Source organism: Hymenobacter sp. AT01-02 (genome assembly GCF_000961955.2).
Lineage (GTDB): Bacteria > Bacteroidota > Bacteroidia > Cytophagales > Hymenobacteraceae > Hymenobacter > Hymenobacter mucosus.
On the sequence record NZ_JZIR02000231.1, the window covers coordinates 1 to 875 of the forward strand.

Here is an 875-nt window from a genome sequence, read left to right on the forward strand (position 1 = left end):
GGCCCACCAAGCCTCGTCGGCGGAGCCCGCCGCCGTATGGGCCGGTTCGTCGCCGGCAGTAGCCTTATCGTACAGGCGCCGCACCTGAAACAGCAGAGCCTGCAGATACGTGGCAATCAGGTCAAAGCGGTCGGGCTTGCCCCCGTAGCACTCCTCAATGATCTGCTGGTAGGTACTGGTCAGCAGGATTACGTCGGCGGGCTCGATGGCAAAGGGCACGGCTTTGCCCACCTGCAGGTAGGGCAGCTTGCCGACCAGCCCGGCCAGCGCGGGGTAACGACGCAGGAAGCTTTCGGCGAACATCAGGTGGAAGCCGTGCAAGACCGCGTCGGTGGGCAATTCCCAGGACGTGAGCTGGTAGGGCCGGCTGAAGAAGATAAAGGGCCCGTCGAGGTAGCGCTGCGCGCTGCCGGCGTGGTAGGCGACGTTGCCCGTCAGGTGCAGCGCAATGACGTAAAAGCAGTGCCGAAATGCTGGGGCACTTACTTTGTTGACGAGCCGCTGGGCATCCTCCAGCCGCCGGACGGCGAAGTCATCATCGGGTGGCGGCGGGGCTTGCAAAAACGCGTAGAAAGCCCGGATACTCGTGAATTCCAGCATATGCACGTAAACAGCAGGCCCACTGGACACCATCTGGTGCCAGGGCTAGCAGAGGGCCAAGATACACCGCACCCCCAGGTACATCCAACGGCCCGAGAAACCTACGTCGGCGATGAGGTGGTTGTCACGTGGGTAGCCAGTCTGGGCTCACCTACGCCAACTGCTTGCGCTGCTTTTTTGAGATGCAGCGCTGCATTCAGGCGCGGGCAAAGTATTACCAACAGGGGTGCCAGGTGGTGCCGGCTTTCACAGCGGCCGCGCACGGTGCCCCCGTC

General features: G+C 63.0%; 1 protein-coding gene. It reads right to left on the bottom strand.

What is annotated here, in order from left to right; genetic code table 11:
* A partial coding sequence (locus tag VI25_RS22730) for a hypothetical protein (protein ID WP_152981798.1) occupies window positions 1-600 on the bottom strand: 600 nt, incomplete at its 3' end.
* Window positions 601-875 lie beyond the last annotated feature (275 nt).